We start from the raw sequence: 17,442 nt of genomic DNA, 5'->3' as shown, positions 1-17,442 counted from the left end.
TGTAATTCCTTTGCACCGTTTTTCCTTCTTTACAAAGGACCAACCATGCCCGCAAAAAAGGTTTCCATCAGACGCTCCTGCATTCCAGTGCTGCTTTTATCAGGGCTCCCTGCTTTGCCGGCAAATGCCGGACCCCACGGGTTCGATTTGCACAATACGCTGATGCCCGCTTCCGGCGGCATGGCCGGGACCAGTCTGGCTACCCCGCTCGACGTACCCTCCGCCCTGTACGGCAACCCCGCCACCCTCAGCCAATTCCGGGGAACCCAAGCCGCCTTCGGAGCTACGCTTTACAAACCTCGGGTTGAGATCAACCACGACGGGAGCGTGACCGGTGCGGCATTCGACGCGGAATCGAACACTCAGGCCTTTCCGGTTCCGAACATTGCCATTACCCAGGATCTACGCGGAGGCGGCATCCCCGGAACCCTGGGAATCGGTTTTTCCGCGATTTCCGGAATCGGTGCGGAATTCAAAAACGAGCCGAAAAGCCTCGGCGCCGGCGCGGAATTTACCGTTTTCGGAGTCAACGCCGGTGGTGGGTTCGAGCTAGCCGATGGCCTTAGCCTCGGGGGCGCATTAACCGTCAGCTTTGCCCAGCTGGACGCTGGACTGGCCTCTTCCGGGGCCGAAGTACATGACCTGGGATATCGCGGGTCTCTGGGACTCACCTATGATCTTCCGGCCCACACGACTACCGCCTTGTATTACCAAACCGAGCTCAGCCACACCTTCAAAAACGCTTTCCAGACCGACTCCACTTCCGGGGGCTTCCCCTCCTATTCCTCACAGACTGTCGAGCAGCCGGCCAATCTGGGCTTTGGCTTGTCAAACCGCAGCCTATTGGATGGCAGGCTGCTGCTGGCCCTTGATGTGATTCATAAATCCTGGGAACAGAGCAAGTTCTGGGGGGATGTATATAACGACCAAACGGTGGGAAGCCTGGGAGCTCAACTGAGTAGCGGTGATTGGCGGTTCCGTTTGGGCTATGGATACGCCGAGGATCCAAACAAGGATTCTCCCGAATCTCTGGGCGGGCTCGACCAAGTCCAGGCAGGCGTGGGCGGCAAGGTGATTCCATTGTCGACACCTGTTATTCAGTACCTTCAGGCCACCCAAACGGTAGTGATCTACGAGCACCGCGCCACGGTAGGGCTGGGCTATAAGGACCTTGTCATGGAAGGGCTGGATGGAGACATCCATTTTGGCTGGCAGTTCGAGAATGACCGGGATTTCGGAGGTCATACCAAGGCCCGGGTCTCTTCCTGGCAGCTTGGGTTCGGGCTGACCTGGAGAATGTAATCCCGTCGGCGACCATCTCCGGTTGGAAGGCGGGGCGAAGGCCCTCAATTGCGCAAAAGGGGGGCTTTCCGTCCCCCTTTAGTTCGGGCCCGGGCGGCCGATTCCCAAATAGCCTCGTGTAGCGCTTCCTCCGGCTGCCGCCGCCCCCCAGGCAACATCCGATATTTCCTTTTCGCTTTGGAATAGAGGGCTAACGCCAATCCTCCCGTTTCAATCTTTGTGACCGCCATTCGTGTACCGGCGCCAAAGGGAGCCTTTCCTCGGAACCATTGAACACCCCCTAGCAGAAAAGCGGTATTTTCGAAAAATTCGAATTTACACCTTCCATAACCATTCCTTCTCTCCACGCCAAATGTCGATTTGACCTGACGCTTTGACACACCATAAGCCCGCAAAACGCCAAATCTTTGATTTTTTTATTATTTTTCAGGAAGCCATCTTTGGAACAAAGTTTGCCTATCTAGAGGAACGCTACAGCGTAATCATCCTATGGAAAGATGGGCCTCTCCGCGGTATACCCGCAAATCCCTGAAGCGACGGGTAACGGAGCCATCCCCGCCATATTGGTGGTCACCGCATTTGGCATTTGCCAAAAAATCCTGTCCATCGAATGCGGCTTGGTTCTGGATATTTTCCTAAATGGGCTGAGAGGAAACGTCATGGCTCTTTCGGACCTTCGGGCTTTTCCGCTGATCCGCCTAACAGCTAGATGAAAGGAGACTCAGCACCGGCACGGGAAGTAGTTCACTTCGAACACTGGTAGTCAAGCAACCAATCTACAAGGAACAAGATCATGCAAAAGATTTCGAAAACGCTGGTTGGAGAATCCCTCGTCGGAGACGATACCGAATTGGCCCACATTGACCTGATCATGGGGCCGAGCGGTAGCGCTGCCGAGACCATGTTCTGCCAAACCCTGACGAATCAAAAAGAAGGACACAACGGGCTTTTGGCAGTGATTGCCCCCAACCTGATGGTCAAGCCGGCCACCGCGATATTCAATAAAGTGACCATTAAGGGCGAAAAACAGGCGGTCCAGATGTTCGGTCCGGCCCAGAGGGGCATCTCCATGGCGGTAGCCGATTGTGTCGAAGAGGGCACCATCCCCCTGGATCAGGCCGATGACCTGTTTTTGAGCGTGGGGGTTTTCATTCACTGGGAAGCCGAGGACGACAACAAGATCCAAGACTGGAATTATCAAGCCACCAAAGAGGCTCTCCAGAATGCTGTGGCCGGGGAGCCCAAGGTCCAAGACATGCTTTCCCGGAGGAAGGACGAAAACCATCCTTTCGCGGCGCACAGCTAAAATCCTCCGGCGCTTCCTCTATTCGGGGAAGCGCCGTATAGACTGGAATATCCATTAAAGAGGCCTTCCTCCATGAGCTTTCTGTATCGCTCTCCAGGACAATACTCGTACCTACCAAATTGCCCTCCGCACCAATCCGACCAGAATCAATTTGTAGAGGGAAATGAGCGCTGCGACCTGACCGAACGGGAAAGGGAAATTCTCTTTCTGATCGCGGAGGGACTGACGAACAAGCACATTGCAAGAAGGCTGGGAATATGTGACGGAACGGTCAAAACCCACGTCCGCCGGATATTCCCCAAAATTAAGGCAAGGACACGATTGGAAGCAGCGGTTTGGCTGCTTCGAAGCCGGATCGATTTTCTTGAAAAGGAAATCGAGACTCTAAAACAACAAAACCCTCCCTGAACCTTCCTATCCCGTTTCTTGATAACTTCCCTGCCCAGTCCAGGATCTCTGGGTCTCGTACCCCGTACCATTTACCAACCGGTTCCGTGGCAAAAGCCGCCGTAGGGCCGCCAGGCGCTGTTCCGGCCGAACACGCCGCAGGATTTCCCGGGCCGATTTCCGTAGTGGTCCTGGCAGGGTCATCGTGATCGCCCTGCTATGCGCCTCCCAGTCCACCTCCAGGGCATCCAGCAAGTTCTTCAAGTACAGCCCGGTGGCCGTATCCCCCTCCATGCACAGGCGCCGGTTGAAGAATAGCGTGTCGGCGTCCTCCATCCCCAGCGCCAGGCGCAGCAAATCCTCGGCGCGGCCGCGCACGCGCACATCCCATCCGCACTCGCCACGGATGGGGTGGAGGCGGGGCGCGCGGACCTGAAAGCTCCAGGCATTGCCGGTTTCGGTAACCTCCACGGCGATCCGGTTGCCCTCCAGGTCCCGCATGCGGCGCCCGAAGGCCTGCCCCGCCACCACATGATTCCAAACCCGGCTGAGCGCGGCGCTGTGGAGGCAGTCGGGACAACACCGGAGGTGGAGCCGGAAAGCGCCCACCAGCACCGGGGGATGGGGAAAGTCGGTCATGTTCGCCTCCTGGGACTGGCGTGCGGCTGTGCCCGCTCGAGCGGGTAGCGCGGCAAGTCTCGGCCTCCCCGATGTTGCATTGCATTGACAACAATCATTTCCCCCGCGCCATTCAACGCCTATATTCCCCCAAAAATATTGCGGCATTTGCCACACCCGGCTCGGGGATAACACCCATATGCGGACAACCTTGAATAGCCCCCGCCCCGCTCAACCATTGCTGGCTATCACCCTCGGGGTTCTCGTCTTGCTCCAGGCGGGCGCGGCGGTGGCCGCCGAGTCCTTCGCCGAGCGCTATCCCGTGCGGGAGGTGATGCCCGAGGCGGGCAAATCGGTGGGCGAGCCCCGGGGCGACCCTCCGGCCGCGCCCGTGTACAAGGGGCGCCGTTCGGGCGGAGGGAAAGGCGCGGGGGGGAAGGTGGTGGGCTATGTATTCATCACCGGCGAGGTGGTGCATATCCCCGCCTATTCCGGCAAACCGGTGGTGATGCTGGTGGGCATGGACACCCGGGGCACCATTACCGGGGTGAAGGTGCTCCACCACGAGGAGCCCATCCTCAAGATCGGCATCCCCGAATCCACCCTGTTCGACTTCGTGGACCAGTTCGCGGGCGTCCCCGTGACCGCGCACGCCAAGGTGGGCGGCGGCGGCGAGGGGAGCACCATCGCCCTGGACGGCATCAGCGGTGCCACGGTTACGGTGATGGCGGCCAACGACACGGTCATGGCCGCCGCCCGGCGCATGGCCCGGAGCCGCGGCATCATCGAGGGTGAGGTGGCCGCCGAGCGCGAGCCGGCCACCATCAAAACCGACTTGTTCAAGGAGAAATCCTGGAAGGAGCTGCTCGGCGAGGGGGCCATCCGGTACCTGCACCTCACCGCCAAGGAGGTCAACGAGCGCTTCGCGGAACAGGGCGTCACCGAGCAGTGGTCGGGCAGCGAGCTGGCCGGCCTGCAGGGCGATGACCGCTTCATCGACCTCTACTTCGCCTACCTGAACGCTCCCACTATCGGCCGCAACCTCCTTGGCGAGTCCCGGTACCGGCGGCTCATGGACCGGCTCGAGGAAGGCGAGCACGCCCTGCTGATCATGGGCACGGGGCCCTACTCCTTCAAGGGCAGCGGCTACGTCCGGGGCGGCATCTTCGACCGCATCCGCCTGGAGCAGGGCATCGACACGGTGACCTTCCAGGACCTCGATCATCAGCGCATCGGCTCCCTGGCGAGCGAGGGCCATCCGCCCTTCGAGGAGCTGGGCATCTTCAAGGTCCGCGAGAAGTTCGAGCTGGACCCGGGCGCGCCCTGGAGCATGGTGCTGCGGGTGGGACGCTCCGTGACCCCGCTGAAAAGGGAGTTCGTCAACTTCAACGGGCGCTATCAGCTCCCCGAGCAGTACTTCATTGCCGCGGAGCCGCCAGCGGAGCCCCTGCCCACCTGGAAGCGCATCTGGCTCGACAAGACGGTGCAGATCGGTGTCCTGGTCACGGCGCTGATCCTGCTGACCGCCATCCTGGTCTTCCAGGAGTGGCTGGCCAAGCGCCCCCGCCTACTCTTCTACCTGCGGCGCGGCTTCCTGCTGTTCACCTTGTTCTGGATCGGCTGGTACGCACTGGCACAGCTCTCGGTGGTGAACGTGCTCACCTTCGCCAACGCCGTGATCGGCGAGTTCTCCTGGACCACCTTCCTGATGGACCCCCTGGTGTTCATCCTCTGGACCTTCGTTGCGGTCTCCCTGCTGCTCTGGGGCCGCGGCGTGTACTGCGGCTGGCTGTGCCCCTTCGGCGCCCTGCAGGACTACGCCAACTATATCGGCCGCTACCTCCTGCGCCTGCCCCAGATCGAGGTGCCGTTCAAGGTCCACGAGCGGCTGTGGGCCATCAAGTACGTGATCCTGCTGGTGCTGTTCGGCCTCAGCCTGCAGTCCATGGCCACCGCGGAGAAATACGCGGAGGTGGAGCCCTTCAAGACCGCCATCACCATGCACTTCTTCCGCGAGTGGGGCTTCGCCCTCTACGCCGAGCTGCTGGTGGTGGCCTCGGCCTTCCAGCACAAATTCTATTGCCGCTACCTGTGCCCCCTCGGCGCGGCGCTCGCCATCCCGGCACGCATCCGGTTGTTCGACTGGCTCAAGCGCCACAGCGCCACAAGGAGTGCGGCAGCCCCTGCCAAATCTGCGCCAACGAATGCGAGGTCCAGGCGATCCACCCCGAGGGGCACATCAACCCCAACGAGTGCCACTTCTGCCTGGACTGCCAGACCACCTACTGGAACGAGCACAAGTGCCCGCCCATGGTGCAGCGCCGCAAGCGCCGCGAGCGCGGCCCGAAGGCGCGCCGCAAGGCCCGGGAGATGGAAGAAGCCCTGGGCGGGACGGAGCCCCGGATCGAGCCGGTGAACGACTGAACATGCCGGGCCCGCCAGAGGGGCCCGACACCACGCCCCAGCGGCATAGGAGGGAGAAGCATGACCGACGACGAAAAGGCGCCCGAGCAACCGCCGGAAACCGAAGCGGAATCCCCGACCGGGCTCACCCGGCGCCAGTTCTTCGGCACCACCGCCAGCAGCGCCGTGGTGGGAGCCGGCCTGGCGGCGGGCAGCTGGCCCCTTTCCAGCAGTCCAGCCCGGGCGGCGGAGGGCAAGCAGGACGCCCACGTGGCCCCCGGCGAGCTGGATACCTACTACGGCTTCTGGAGCGCCGGGCAGAGCGGCGAGCTCCGGATCATGGGGGTGCCGTCCATGCGCGAGCTGTTGCGCATCCCCGTATTCAACTGGGACGGCGCCACCGGCTGGGGAATCACCAACGAATCCCGCAAGATCCTCTATGAGGGACTGACCCCGGCGGGTAAACGGCGCGCCGACAAGCAGGGCGGCGTGCTGCGTAACGGCGATACCCACCACCCCCATCTGTCCCTGACGGAGGGCAGCTACGACGGCCGCTACTGCTTCATCAACGACAAGGCGAACTCCCGGGTGGCCCGTATTCGCCTGGACATCATGAAGACCGACAAGATCGTCCAGATCCCCAACGCCCAGGCGGTACACGGCGTGCGCCCGCAGAAGCACCCCAAGACGGGCTACCTGTTCTGCAACTGCGAGTTCATGATCCCGCAGCCCAACGACGGACGGGACATGGACAGCCCCGACAAGTACCAGACGGTTTTCGCGGGCGTGGACTCCGACACTATGGAGGTGAAGTGGCAGGTGCTGGTGGACGGCAACCTGGACAACACCAACTGCGACTACAAGGGCCGGTACGCCTTCTCCACCTGCTACAACTCGGAGAACGCCGCGCATCTGGCGGGCATGATGCGCAAGGACCGGGACCACGTGGTGGTATTCGACATCCCGCGCATCGAGGAGGCGGTCAAGAAGGGCCGCTACAAGACCATCGGCGACTCGGACGTGCCGGTGGTGGACGGCACCAAGGGCTCGGACCTGACCATGTACATCCCCGTACCCAAGGGTCCGCACGGCATCAACACCACCCCCGACGGCAAGTACTTCGTCGCCAACGGCAAGCTGTCGCCCACCGTCACGGTGGTGGAGATCGACAAGCTCGACGCCTACTTCAGGGGTGCCATGAAGAACCCCCGGGAGGCAGTGGTCGCCGAGCCGGAGCTGGGCCTCGGCCCCCTGCACACCACCTACGACGGGCGGGGCAACGCCTACACAACGCTGTTCATCGACTCCCGGATCGCCAAGTGGAACATCCAGGAGGCCATCGAGGCGTTCCAGGGCGGCGACACCAATCCCATCAAACAGAAGCTGGACGTCCACTACCAGCCCGGCCACAACAACGCCACCCTGGCGGAAACCAAGGACGCCGACGGCAAGTGGCTGGTGAGCCTCCAGAAGTTCTCCAAGGACCGGTTCCTCAACGTGGGTCCCCTGAAGCCGGAGAACGACCAGCTCATCGATATCTCCGGCGACAAGATGCGGATCGTCCATGACGGCCCCACCTTCTCGGAGCCCCACGACTGCGTGATGGCCCGGGCCGACCAGGTCAATCCCCGCAAGATCTGGTCGCGGGACGACCCGTGGTTCGACGACATCAAGGCCCAGGCAAAGGCCGACGGCATCAGCGACCTGACCAAGGCCAACAAGGTGGTCCGCGACGGCAACCAGGTGCGGGTCTATATGACCTCCTCGGCGCCCAATTACCACATCACCGAGCTCCGGGTTCAGGAAGGCGACGAGGTGACGGTGGCGCTCACCAATGTGGACAACATCGAGGACCTGACCCACGGCTTCACGCTGACCAACTTCGACGTGGCCATGGAGATCTCGCCGCAGCAGACCTCCTCGGTGACGTTCACCGCCGACGAGCCCGGGGTGCACTGGTACTACTGCCAGTGGTTCTGCCACGCCCTCCACATGGAGATGCGCGGCCGCATGATCGTGGAGAAGGCCTGAAGGCCGCTGACGCGTCCGGGGGCGGCGGCGCCCGTCCCCGGCCCATGTTCCGGAGAGAGGCGGTTCCGACTTGCGAATCTTTCGCCACTTGCCGGGCCTGCTGGCCCTGCTGTGTACGGTTTCCCTCCCCCTGTCCGCGGCCGAGGTCCGTCCGGCGCCCGGGGAGTCTTTGCAGACCGTGGTAGCGCGGGCAGCGGAAGGGGATACCGTGGTGGTACCGGCCGGGCGGCACCCGGTGAACAACCTGACCCTGACCAAGCCCCTGACCCTGCTGGGCAGGGAAGGCGCGGTGCTGGACGGCGGCGGCTCCGGGGACGTGATCCGGGTCTCCGCGCCCGGGATCGCCATCCGCAACCTGGAGATCCGCGATTCCGGCATGGACCTGAACGCCATGAACGCCGGGGTGTTCGTGGAGCAGGAGGCCGCCGGCACCCGCATCGAGGAATGCTTCATCGACCACACCGCCTGGGGCGTCTGGGTGGACGGGGCCCACGCTCCCGTGATCCGGGGCAACCGCATCCACGGCAATACGGAGGTGGTCTCCCCCGAGCGGGGGAACGGCATCCAGCTGTGGAACGTCTCCGGGGCCCTGGTGGCGGACAACGAGGTCTGGGAGACCCGCGACGGCATCTACATCGAGGTCTCCCACGGCGGCAACGTCATCCACGCCAACCATTTCCACCACCTCCGCTACGGGGTCCACTACATGTACTCCCACCGCAACGAGGTGACCGGCAACCGCACCAACAACACCCGGGCGGGCTACGCCCTGATGATGTCGGACGGCCTCGAGGTGCACCACAACCGTTCCGACGGCGACGAGGACTACGGCTTCCTTCTCAACTACGTGAAGAAAAGCGCGATTCACCACAACCGGGTCGCCCCCGGTCCGGAGAAATGCGCCTTCGTCTACAACGCCCAGTACAACGACCTGCATCAAAACCGCTTCAAGGGCTGCGAGGTGGGCATTCACCTCACGGCGGGCTCCTTCCATAACCGGATCCACCGCAACGCCTTCCTGCACTCCCGCAACCAGGTGAAATACGTGGGCAACCGGGAGCAGGAGTGGTCCCTGGACGGCCGCGGCAATTACTGGAGCGATTACATGGGCTGGGACACGAACGGTGACGGCGTGGGCGACATTCCCTACCGCCCCAACGACGTGGTGGACCGGCTCGTCTGGAAATACCCGCTGGCGCGCATCCTGCTCAAGAGCCCGGCGGTGCAGACCCTGCGCTGGATCCAGCGGCAGTTCCCGGCCCTGCGCAATCCGGGCGTCACGGACCGCCATCCCCTGATGGATCCGCAAGGGATCGGTTCATGAGCTTTGAAGAGGGCACGGAGGCCGTGGCCGCCGAGCTGGCCGGGGTGAGCAAGCGGTTCGGCGATACGGAGGCCGTTCGCGAGCTGGACCTGCACGTGCCGAAGGGCCGGATCCTGGGGCTGATCGGGCATAACGCCGCGGGCAAGACCACGGTGATGAAGATGCTCCTCGGCATCCTCACGCCCACCACCGGACGGGTGCGGCTGCTGGGACGGGAGCCCCGCGGCGCCGAGGGTGCCCAGACCCGCCGCCGGGTAGGCTACCTGCCGGAGAACGTGGCCTTCTACGACCAGCTCACCGGCGCGGAGGTGCTGGGCTTCTTCGCCGACCTCAAGGGCGTGGGCCGTCGCCGGTGCCGGGAGGTGCTGGCGGGGGTGGGCCTGGAGCGGGCAGGCGACCGCAAGGTACGCACCTATTCCAAGGGCATGCGGCAGCGCCTGGGACTGGCGCAGGCGCTGCTGGGCGAGCCCGATATGCTCCTGCTGGACGAGCCCACTGTGGGCCTGGACCCCCAGGCCACGGAGGAATTCTACGCCCGGCTGGAAGAGCTTCGCTCCCGCGGCGCCACCATCATCCTGTCCTCCCATATCCTCGCCGAGATCGAGGAGCGCGCCGACACCCTGGCCATTCTCGGTCATGGCCGCCTGCTGGCGGAGGGGAACCTGCGCGCCCTCCGGCAGCGCGCCGGGCTGCGGATCCGCATCCGCGTCCGTGGCCGGGACCTGGGCGGCCTTCGCGATACGCTGAACGCCCTGGAGAACGTGGGCGCAGAGGGCGACGGGGACGGCCTGCGGGTAACCTGCGGCGAGGCGCAGAAGCTCACCGTCCTGGAGCGGGTAACCGCCACCGAAACGGTCTCCGATGTGGAGGTGGCGCCGCCTTCCCTGGCGGACATCTACAGCCATTTCGGCCTGGCCGGGGAAGGGGCCGGCTGATGGCGAACCGGGGGACCGATGCCGGGCAAGCGACCCTCGCCCTTTCCGGGCCTTTGGCGCGGACAAGGGCCTGTGGGGGCGGCCTCCCGGTCGCGACATTCTCGGGCAGCCTCCCCGCCACCACCGGAGGTCGCCCCCACCAAGACCGCCTTCCACGTAAAAGTGACCAGCCCAAGCCCGGGATTATGCAATGACCCCCACCCTCGCCCTGGCCCGGAAGGAATTCCGCGACGGCGTCCGCAACCGGTGGGTGCTGGCCGTGTCCGTGGCCCTCGCCGTGCTCGCCCTGGCCCTCGCCTACTTCGGCGCGGCCCCCAGCGGCCGCGTGGGCTTCACGCCCATGGGCGTGACCATCGCCAGCCTCACCAGCCTGGCCATCTACCTGATCCCGCTGATCGCCCTGGTGCTCTGCTACGGCGCCATCGTCGGCGAGCGCGAGCAGGGCACCCTACTCCTGCTGCTCGGCTATCCGGTGCAGCGCTGGCAGATCTTCGTGGGCAAGTTCCTCGGCCAGGCGGCCATCCTGACCCTCTCCATCCTGCTGGGATTCAGCGTGGCCGGAGGACTCCTGGCGATGCTCAGCCCCGAAGCGGGGGGACCGGAGGCCTGGGAGGCCTTCGGCCTGTTCGTCGCCACCTCCATCCTGCTGGCCCTGGCCTTCCAGAGCCTTGCCTACGTGGTCTCCGCGGCGGCGGCGGAAAAGACCCGGGCCGCCGGCATGGCGCTGCTGCTCTGGTTCGCCTTCGCGCTGTTCTTCGACCTGGTCCTGCTGGGCCTGCTGGTGGCCACCGAGGGCGCGGTGGGCGGCGGTGTCTTTCCCTACCTGCTTCTGCTCAATCCGGCCGACGTCTACCGCCTGATCAACCTAGCGGGATTCGACGCGGTGGCCCGCAGCTCGGGACTGGTCTCGGTTGTACCGGAGGCCCTCTTTTCCCGCACCCTGCTACTCGCGGCGCTGGCCGCCTGGGTGGTCGCACCGCTGGCCCTGGCGGCGTGGCTGTTCAATCGCGGCGAGGCCGCTTAGGAGGCCGTTCCATGACGCGAAACCTTTTTGCCGCCCTCTCCGTGGCCCTGCTCCTGCTCGCCTGCAGCGGCGGGGGACAGCGAACGGCCGCTCCGGATCCGGAAGCCCCGGACCGCTCCGCCGCCTGCGCCGTATGCGGGATGACCGTGGTGGACTACCCGGGCCCCAAGGCCCAGCTCTTCCTGAAGGGCAAATCGGAGCCGAGGCATTTCTGCTCCACCCGGGACTTCTTCGCCTACCTGCTGGAGGGGGACAGTCCCCGTGCCCACCGCATCCGGGCGCTTTACGTGAACGACATGGGGGTGACCCCCTGGGACCGGCCCAACAAAACGGACCCCGCCTGGATACCCGCCCGGGAGGCCTTTTACGTGGTGGGGAGCGACCGCCGCGGCGCCATGGGGCCGACCCTGGCCTCCTTCGCCGGGCGGTCCGCCGCCGAGGCCTTCCGCGCGGACCACGGTGGCGAAATCCGGCGCTTTGAGGACATCGACCGGGCGCTGGTGGCCGACCTCCCGGGCGGCGGCTCGGGGGAGGGCCACGGGGCCGATATGCCAGGCTCGTCCGCTGCGCACCCGTGAATTCCAGCTTCTACAATCGGCGAATCACCACGAAGTGCACGGAGCGCGCAGGGCTTTGTCCATTCTGGGCTCCGGACTGCCCTCCGGGGCAGAAATCCATTGTGGGAGCGACCTCCGGTCGCGACGCCCCGAAGCGGCAAATAAGTCGCGGCTGAAAGCCACTCCCGCAACGACAGCTCGGCCTCTGGGCAAAGCCATCGGGCCGCACAAACAATCCCCTGACCACCTTGGTGGCCAGCCTCCGTATACTCCGTGGTTATACCTCTGTAAGCGCCCCTACTTGCTTGGGAGTGGTGGCTGGGGCAACATGGGCAGTTACCACTCGGGGGAGCCGGGAACGGCTGAGAGGTCCCGTTGGGCGGGACGACCCTTGGAACCTGAACCGGGTAATACCGGCGCAGGAAGAGTGCGGCATCCGTTCGGCTGTGCGTGGGCGTCCGTCGTGGGCCCCTGCCTTCTGTCCATCCTTTGCCGACTCCCGCCCGCCCCTTGCCGTCTCGCCTCCTCCGAACCTGAATTCGCCTTTTCGAGCCACCGGCGGTTCGGCCGGGGGAGGAAGCAAAGATGAGCACCCAGACGCAAGCCGTCCAGGAAGGCGCCACCCGCGTGGCGGACGAGGTCCGCCGGCCGTTCGCCGGCAGCCGGAAGATCCACGTGACGGGCAGCCGCCCGGACCTGCGCGTGCCCATGCGTGAGATCGCCCAGTCGCCCACCTCCACGCAGTTCGGCGCCGAGGACAATCCGCCGATCACCGTCTACGACACCGCCGGCCCCTACACGGATCCGGAGGCGGACATCGACTTGCGCCGCGGCCTGCCCGACGTGCGCGCCGGCTGGATCGCCGAGCGGGCCGACAGCGAAGCGCTGGACGGCCCTACCTCCGCCTTCGGCCGGGAGCGCCGCGAGGATCCGGCCACCGCCGGGCTGCGCTTCGAGCACCTGCGCACGCCGCGCCGCGCCACGGACGGCGCCAACGTCACCCAGATGCACTACGCCCGCCGGGGCATCATCACCCCGGAGATGGAATACATCGCCATCCGGGAGAACAACCGGCTGGCCGAGATGCGCGAGGCCTACGAGGCCGCCGGACTACTGGCCCAGCACCCCGGGGAATCCTTCGGCGCCGCCCTGCCCGAGGAGTTCACCCCCGAATTCGTGCGCCAGGAGGTGGCCGCGGGCCGCGCCATCATCCCGGCCAACATTAACCACCCCGAGTCGGAGCCCATGGCCATCGGCCGCAACTTCCGGGTGAAGGTGAACGCCAACCTCGGCAACTCGGCGGTTACCTCCTCCATCGACGAGGAGGTGGAGAAGATGATCTGGGCCATCCGCTGGGGCGCGGACACGGTCATGGACCTGTCCACCGGCAAGCACATCCACGAGACCCGCGAGTGGATCCTGCGCAACTCCCCGGTCCCCATCGGCACAGTGCCCATGTACCAGGCCCTGGAGAAGGTGAACGGCAAAGCCGAGGAGCTCACCTGGGAGCTGTTCCGCGACACGCTCATCGAGCAGGCCGAGCAGGGCGTGGACTACTTCACCATCCACGCCGGGGTGCGCCTGCCCTTCGTGCCCATGACCGCCAAGCGCAAGACCGGCATCGTTTCCCGAGGCGGCTCCATCATGGCCAAGTGGTGCCTGGCCCACCACACCGAGTCCTTCCTCTACACGCATTTCGACGAGATCTGCGAGATCATGAAGGCCTACGACGTCTCCTTCTCGCTCGGCGACGGCCTGCGCCCGGGGTCGGTGTTCGACGCCAACGACGAGGCGCAGATGGCGGAGCTGCGCACCCTCGGCGAGCTCACCGATCGGGCCTGGGCCAACGACTGCCAGGTGATGATCGAGGGGCCGGGCCACGTGCCCATGCAGCGCATCAAGGAGAACATGGAGGCGGAGCTGAGTGATTGCAGCGAGGCGCCCTTCTACACCCTGGGCCCGCTGACCACCGACATCGCCCCCGGCTACGACCACATCACCTCCGGCATCGGCGCCGCCAACATCGGCTGGTACGGCACGGCCATGCTGTGCTACGTGACGCCCAAGGAGCACCTGGGCCTGCCCAACAAGCACGATGTGCGCGAGGGCATCGTCACCTACAAGATCGCCGCCCACGCCGCCGACCTGGCCAAGGGCTTCCCGGGCGCCCAGGTGCGCGACAACGCCCTTTCCAAGGCGCGCTTCGAGTTCCGCTGGGAGGACCAGTTCAACCTCGGCCTGGATCCGGACAAGGCCAAGGAGTTCCACGACGAGACCCTGCCGCAGGATTCCGCCAAGGTGGCCCACTTCTGCTCCATGTGCGGCCCGCACTTCTGCTCCATGAAGATCACCCAGGAGGTGCGCGACTACGCCGCGGCCCAGGGCGTGGACAGCGAGACGGCCCTGGAGGCGGGCATGCAGGAAAAGGCCGTGGAATTCCGCGAAAGCGGCGGCAAGCTGTACCACGAGCAATAGGGCCGGCGAGAGCTCCCGGAAAGGCCCCTGACCACCCGCAGGGCCCGGGTTAAACTGGGGGTGCATGGCATCAACGAGGGACCAGCCAATGTGGGTCTTCGGCTTCGGCAGTCTGGTGTGGAACCCGGGCTTTCCCCACGAGGAAGCCCATTTGGCCGAAGTTCGGGGCTTCGCCCGCCGTTTCTGCGTCTACACCCACGACCACCGCGGCACCTGGGAATTCCCCGGCTTGGTGCTGGGGCTGATCCCTGCCGAGGCAACCGTCTGCCGGGGCGTGGCCTTCCGCGTCCCGCGCGGCCGGGAGGCCGAGGTCCAGGCCAATCTGGACCAGCGCGAGCTGGGCGACTCGGTGTACCAGCGGGCCTGGCTGCCGGTGTGGGTGGCCGGCGGCGAGGAGACGGCCCTGACCTACGTGGCCAACCCCGACCATCCTCGCTGCCGCACGGACTTCTCCACCCCGGAGGCGGCCGCCATCATCCGGCGGGCCGCCGGCCGCTCCGGCCCGAACACCGAATACGTGGCCAAGACCTGGGAAGGCCTGCGCACTCTCGGCATCCAGGAGCCCCACATGGATGAGCTGGCGGCGCAGCTGGGCCTGCAGGCACCGGCCTGACCACGCACCGGCACCCAACCGCAAGAAGGCCCGCCACTTAGCGGGCCTTCTTGCGGGACAGCCTACCCCGCTCAGCTAACCGGCTGACGCTCCCGCATCTTGCGCGCTGCGGCCACCATGTGCCCCAGGGCCGGACGGACCTGCTCCCAACCGCGGGTCTTGAGGCCACAGTCGGGGTTCACCCACAGCCGGTCGCGCGGGATAACCTGCTCGGCCTTCTCCAGTAGCGCCACCATCTCCTCTACGCTCGGGACGCGCGGCGAGTGGATGTCGTAGACGCCCGGGCCGATCTCGTTGGGGTACTCGTAGTCCCGGAAGACCTCCAGCAGCTCCATCTCCGAGCGCGACGCTTCCACCGAAATCACGTCGGCATCCAGGGCGGCGATGGTCTCGATGATGTCGTTAAACTCGGCGTAGCACATGTGGGTATGGATCTGTGTGGCATCGGAGACGCCGCTGGTGGCGATGCGGAAGGCCTCCACCGCCCAGTCCAGATAGTCCTGCCGGTCCGCCCGGCGCAGCGGCAGGCCCTCGCGCAGGGCCGGCTCGTCTACCTGGATGGCGCGCAGGCCGGCGGACTCCAGATCGCTCACCTCGTCGCGCATGGCCAGGGCGATCTGGCGGGCGGTATCGGCGCGCGGCTGGTCGTCGCGCACGAAGGACCACTGCAGGATGGTCACCGGGCCGGTGAGCATGCCCTTCATGGGCTTGTCGGTAAGCGACTGGGCGTACAGCGACCAGTCCACGGTCATGGGCTCGGGGCGGTTCACGTCGCCGTAGATCACCGGCGGGCGCACGCAGCGGGAGCCGTAGCTCTGCACCCAGCCGTTGGTGGTGAAGGCGAAGCCGTCGAGCTGCTGGCCGAAGTACTCCACCATGTCGGGGCGCTCGGGCTCGCCGTGCACCAGCATGTCCAGGCCGATCTCCTCCTGCAGGCGCACGTCCTCGGCGATGGTGGCCTTCATGGCGGCATCGTAGTCGGCCTCCGACAGCCGCCCGGCCTTGTACTCACGCCGCGCCCGGCGGATCTCCGCCGTCTGCGGGAAGGAGCCGATGCTGGTGGTGGGCAGCTCGGGAAGGCGCAGATTGGTCCGCTGGTGGCGTCGGCGCTCCGCATAGGGATGGTCCCGCCGCGCCATGGCCGGGGTAAGGCCGGCCAGCCGCTCGCGGACCCCGTCCCGGCGGACGCGGTCCGATTCGCGGCGGGAACCGGCCGCGGCGGCGCTCACTGTCAGCTCCTTGGCCACCGGCTCGCGCCCCTCGTTCAAGGCCCGCTTCAGCAGCGCCACCTCGTCCAGCTTCTGCACCGCGAAGGCGAGCCAGCCGCGAAGCTGCTCGTCCAGACCGTGCTCCTCCGCCAGGTCCACCGGCACGTGGAGCAGGGAGCAGGAGGGCGCCACCCAGAGCCGCTCGGATCCGAGAACGCGCTCCAGGTCCCGGAGCCGTGCCAGGAGCTGCTCCAGGTCGGCCCGCCAGACGTTACGGCCGTCGATCACGCCCGCCGACAGAAGCGTCCCGGGAGGCAGGGCCTCGGCCACGCCCTCCAGCTCCGACGCCCCGCGCACGCCGTCCACGTGCAGGCCATCCACCGGCACCGAGCATGCCAGGTCACGATTGTCGCCCAGGCTTCCATAGTAAGCGGCCACCATCACCTTGGGGCCCCGGTTCACCAGCAGGTTATAGGCGCGGGTAAACCCTTCCCGCCACTCCTCGGGCAGGTCCAGCGCCAGGATAGGCTCGTCCAGCTGCACCCACTCCGCGCCCATCTCGGAAAGCCGGCCCAGGATCCGCACATAGGCGGGGATCAGCCGGTCCAGCAGCTCCAGCTTGTCGAAGTCCTCGCCCTTGGCCTTGCCCAGCCACAACCAGGTGAGCGGACCCACCAGCACGGGCTTGGGGTGGTAGCCCTGCTCGATGGCGTCGCGGGTCTCGTCGAACAGCTTGCTCGAGCCCTGCTCGAAGATCATGCCGGCATGCAGCTCGGGGACCAGATAGTGGTAGTTGGTATCGAACCACTTGGTCATCTCGCAGGGCGTGGCCTCGGCCCCATCCGACGACTTGCCGCGGGCCATGCGGAAGTAGGTGTCCAGGTCCACGTTGCGGGCCGACTTGCTGAAGCGCTCCGGCACCGCCCCGAGCAGGACGCTGGTGTCGAGCACGTGGTCGTACCAGGAGAAATCGCCCACCGGCACGTAGTCCAGGCCGGCCTCGGCCTGCTGCCGCCAGTGCCGGGCGCGCAGCTCGCGGCCGGCGTCTTCCAGCCCCTCCCGGCTGCTTTCGCCGGACCAATAGGCCTCCACGGCCTTTTTCATCTCCCGGTGGACGCCGATGCGGGGAAAGCCGAGCGAATGGGCCTGAACCATGGTTTGCACCTCCGTTGCAGAAAGACCCATTCAGCGTAAGCCCGCTTGATCAATGAATCCATTTGGAAATATTGTAGATATACATGAAAAAACTTCAGGAATAT

General features: G+C 65.4%; 13 protein-coding genes and 1 riboswitch. Of the genes, 11 read left to right on the top strand and 2 right to left on the bottom strand.

What is annotated here, in order from left to right; all coding sequences use genetic code 11:
* The first annotated feature begins 45 nt into the window (after positions 1 to 45).
* The 3 genes from ACERLL_RS04370 to ACERLL_RS04360 all read left to right on the top strand — a co-directional run bounded on the left by ACERLL_RS04370 (position 46) and on the right by ACERLL_RS04360 (position 3,016).
* On the top strand, positions 46 to 1,302 hold the full coding sequence (locus ACERLL_RS04370; protein ID WP_373654829.1) for an OmpP1/FadL family transporter: 1,257 nt from the start codon (positions 46 to 48) through the stop codon (positions 1,300 to 1,302).
* A 793-nt stretch (positions 1,303 to 2,095) separates the two neighbouring features.
* The gene (fae, locus tag ACERLL_RS04365) at positions 2,096 to 2,608 is read left to right on the top strand and encodes a formaldehyde-activating enzyme (RefSeq protein ID WP_373654828.1); all 513 of its coding nucleotides are present in this window, start codon (positions 2,096 to 2,098) and stop codon (positions 2,606 to 2,608) included.
* Between the two features lie 72 nt (positions 2,609 to 2,680).
* Complete coding sequence (locus ACERLL_RS04360; protein ID WP_373654827.1) at positions 2,681 to 3,016, top strand: LuxR C-terminal-related transcriptional regulator; 336 nt, start codon at positions 2,681 to 2,683, stop codon at positions 3,014 to 3,016.
* Positions 3,017 to 3,022: 6 nt separating this feature from the next.
* On the opposite strand, the gene ubiT is transcribed toward ACERLL_RS04360, so the two are convergent.
* Positions 3,023 to 3,634, bottom strand: a complete 612-nt coding sequence (gene ubiT, locus ACERLL_RS04355; RefSeq protein WP_373654826.1) for a ubiquinone anaerobic biosynthesis accessory factor UbiT — start codon at positions 3,632 to 3,634, stop codon at positions 3,023 to 3,025.
* 247 nt (positions 3,635 to 3,881) lie between these two features.
* Between ubiT and ACERLL_RS04350 the strand changes: the two genes are divergently transcribed.
* The 8 genes from ACERLL_RS04350 to ACERLL_RS04315 all read left to right on the top strand — a co-directional run bounded on the left by ACERLL_RS04350 (position 3,882) and on the right by ACERLL_RS04315 (position 14,975).
* On the top strand, positions 3,882 to 6,029 hold the full coding sequence (locus ACERLL_RS04350) for a 4Fe-4S binding protein (RefSeq protein WP_373654825.1): 2,148 nt from the start codon (positions 3,882 to 3,884) through the stop codon (positions 6,027 to 6,029).
* Positions 6,030 to 6,097: 68 nt separating this feature from the next.
* Positions 6,098 to 8,047 (top strand): TAT-dependent nitrous-oxide reductase, encoded by a 1,950-nt coding sequence (gene nosZ / locus ACERLL_RS04345; protein WP_373654824.1) that lies wholly within the window; start codon positions 6,098 to 6,100, stop codon positions 8,045 to 8,047.
* Between the two features lie 70 nt (positions 8,048 to 8,117).
* Entirely contained in the window at positions 8,118 to 9,371 is a 1,254-nt protein-coding gene (locus ACERLL_RS04340; RefSeq protein WP_373654823.1) for a nitrous oxide reductase family maturation protein NosD, read from the top strand.
* Positions 9,368 to 10,306 (top strand): ABC transporter ATP-binding protein, encoded by a 939-nt coding sequence (locus ACERLL_RS04335; RefSeq protein WP_373654822.1) that lies wholly within the window; start codon positions 9,368 to 9,370, stop codon positions 10,304 to 10,306. Before ACERLL_RS04340 ends, ACERLL_RS04335 begins: the two co-directional genes overlap by 4 nt.
* A gap of 190 nt (positions 10,307 to 10,496) precedes the next feature.
* Positions 10,497 to 11,330, top strand: a complete 834-nt coding sequence (locus tag ACERLL_RS04330) for an ABC transporter permease (RefSeq protein ID WP_373654821.1) — start codon at positions 10,497 to 10,499, stop codon at positions 11,328 to 11,330.
* An 11-nt stretch (positions 11,331 to 11,341) separates the two neighbouring features.
* The gene (locus ACERLL_RS04325) at positions 11,342 to 11,908 is read left to right on the top strand and encodes a nitrous oxide reductase accessory protein NosL (protein ID WP_373654820.1); all 567 of its coding nucleotides are present in this window, start codon (positions 11,342 to 11,344) and stop codon (positions 11,906 to 11,908) included.
* 314 nt (positions 11,909 to 12,222) lie between these two features.
* A riboswitch (TPP riboswitch) is annotated at positions 12,223 to 12,329 on the top strand.
* Between the two features lie 143 nt (positions 12,330 to 12,472).
* The gene (thiC, locus tag ACERLL_RS04320; protein WP_373654819.1) at positions 12,473 to 14,362 is read left to right on the top strand and encodes a phosphomethylpyrimidine synthase ThiC; all 1,890 of its coding nucleotides are present in this window, start codon (positions 12,473 to 12,475) and stop codon (positions 14,360 to 14,362) included.
* Positions 14,363 to 14,426: 64 nt separating this feature from the next.
* Positions 14,427 to 14,975, top strand: coding sequence for a gamma-glutamylcyclotransferase (locus tag ACERLL_RS04315; protein ID WP_373654818.1), 549 nt, complete (start codon positions 14,427 to 14,429; stop codon positions 14,973 to 14,975).
* Between the two features lie 71 nt (positions 14,976 to 15,046).
* Here the strand turns inward: ACERLL_RS04315 and metE are convergent, their stop codons facing one another.
* A complete protein-coding gene (gene metE / locus ACERLL_RS04310) occupies positions 15,047 to 17,338 on the bottom strand; it encodes a 5-methyltetrahydropteroyltriglutamate--homocysteine S-methyltransferase (RefSeq protein WP_373654817.1) in 2,292 nt (763 codons plus the stop codon).
* Positions 17,339 to 17,442: the final 104 nt, after the last annotated feature.

This window comes from Thiohalorhabdus sp. Cl-TMA (assembly GCF_041821045.1).
GTDB classification, from domain to species: domain Bacteria; phylum Pseudomonadota; class Gammaproteobacteria; order Thiohalorhabdales; family Thiohalorhabdaceae; genus Thiohalorhabdus; species Thiohalorhabdus methylotropha.
This window is presented reverse-complemented; position numbering and strand designations above follow the sequence as displayed.